Annotated in this window: 2 protein-coding genes; one reads left to right on the plus strand and one right to left on the minus strand. The window is 71.9% G+C overall.

All coding sequences use genetic code 11. The features are described 5' to 3' along the window. The coding region (locus ACWEFJ_RS39180) for a Fic family protein (protein WP_449716913.1) at positions 1–951 on the plus strand (951 nt) is incomplete at its 5' end. Between the two features lie 218 nt (positions 952–1,169). On the opposite strand, the gene ACWEFJ_RS39185 is transcribed toward ACWEFJ_RS39180, so the two are convergent. Further along, positions 1,170–2,013 (minus strand): hypothetical protein (locus tag ACWEFJ_RS39185; RefSeq protein WP_449716914.1); only part of this gene is annotated, 844 nt, incomplete at its 5' end.

Below are 2,013 nucleotides of genomic sequence, written 5' to 3' on the forward strand. Positions count from 1 at the left end.
CTGGGCTTGTCGGAGGTCTGGACGACCAAGCTGCTGTTGGACCGCGCCGCCGAGGGTGTCGGCACGCAGGAGGAGGTGCTGGAGCAACACGAGGCCGGTCGGGTGATCCTCGCCTTCGAACACGGCGCGAGCCGGATCGCCGCCAAGGCGCCGATCGACGGTGACCTGCTCGGCGAGATCAGCGGGAAGCTGACCGGCAGGAGCGCCGACACCACGGAGGCGAGACTACGGACCCGCCAGAGTTGGCTGGAGGGTCACGCGCCGGGCCAGACGCCCATCCTGACCGCGCCGCCCGGCGCGATGCTGCACAGCGCTTTCGCCCAGTGGTCCACCTGGGTGGCCGCCCCGCATCCGCTGCCGCGGGTCGGCAAGATCGCGTTGGGGCACCTGAACCTCGCGTTGCTGGATCCGTTCGAGGACACCGGCCGGTACCTGCCCAGCATCTACAGCTCGCTGGAGATGGTGCGCTCGGGGTTGCTGCGCGAGCAGGTCCTGCCCCTGTCGTCATGGCTGGACGAGCACGCGGCCGAGTACCACGACCGGATCCGGGCTGTGGTCGACGGAGGCCCGATCGAGGACTGGATCGAGTTCTTCGCCGGGATCGTCGGATCCCAGGCACGCGCCCAGCTGCGCCTGATCGAACAGCTGGACGACCTGTGCCGGAAGCTTCTCGACCAGGCGGACGGCTCCCCCACCGTGCAGCGCGTGGTCGCCGGACTGGTCACCGCCCCGGTCACGAGCAACCGCGCGCTCGAGGCCATGTACAAAATCGCCAACCGCACCGCCACCCAGGTGACCCGTCGTCTCGAGAACACCGGGGTCCTGGAGAACCTCGGCGGCAAGTCCTACAACAAGATCTTCGTCTGCCAGCCGGTGCTGGACGTGTACGCGCTGCAGACTCCCCCGCCGCCCGACTCGGACCACGCCGTCTTCCTCCCGCCCGCCGACTGACCCCCTCACCGATCCGGAAAGCAGCGCCTCGACCGTGTCCCCCGACAAACGCCCCCGTCCCCGTCGTCACCTCCGCACCGACCACCGCCACCACCATCGTCGTTTCCGTGTCCCCCGTCGGGGCCGGCGCCGACCGGTGGCGGCGCTCAAGCCGGTGACCACCCTGATCCAGATCGCCCTGGCGCTGGTACACCTGTGGCGGGACTGACCGGTCACCGTCACCGACCGGGCAGGGACCGGCCTTCCGGATGGGCGAGCAGGATCCGGACGCGTTGCGCCGCCCGCTCGTCCCGGTCCACCAGCAGCCGCAACGCGGCGCTGAACTGCCGTCGCGCCCAACCGAACGCGCCCAGACCCCACAACGCCCGCCCCAAATCCTCCAGCACCGAGGCGAGCTCGCCCGGCGGCGCGTCCGCGGGGCTGTCCAGTTCGCCCACCGCACGGGCCGCCTCACGCAACTGCTCGCCGGCGTCACGATCCCGGCCGACGCCGACGAGCGCGACACCGCGCGACACCCGCACGCGCGCCAGCCCGAACCGGTCACCCACCCGCCGATACAGCGACACCAGGCGCTGGTAGCAGTCGAGTTCACGGTTGCCCCGCCCGGCCGCGCGGTAGACGTGCGCGCGACGCCACAACGTGTCGATCATGCCCTCGGTGTCGTCGAGTTGCTTCCACACCACCCACTCGCGCACACCGTGGGCCTCGGCGGTGGGAAAGTCGCCCGCGGCGGCGAACCACCGGGCGCTCAACCGCAACAACCCGGCCAGACCGTGAGGTCGCCGATCGTCGACGGCCGCACGCGTCCCCGCCTCGGCCAGATCGACCGCCCACTGCCGCGGGGCGTCCGTCGGCGCGCAGACCCACAGACGGGACGCCAGCCCCACCGCCAGCGACCGCAGCCGCGCCCTGCCGCCGGCGCGCACGGTCGCCAGCGACACGGGCAGGTGCCGACGCAACCACGCCGCCGCCTGGGGCGGCCCGGCGAACCACACAGGCGACGATGCCGGCGTGTCGACCCGGTGGTCGAACCCGTCGGTCGCGTGTCCCAACAGCTCGCAG

The sequence above is a fragment of the Actinosynnema sp. NPDC004786 genome (assembly GCF_053601135.1).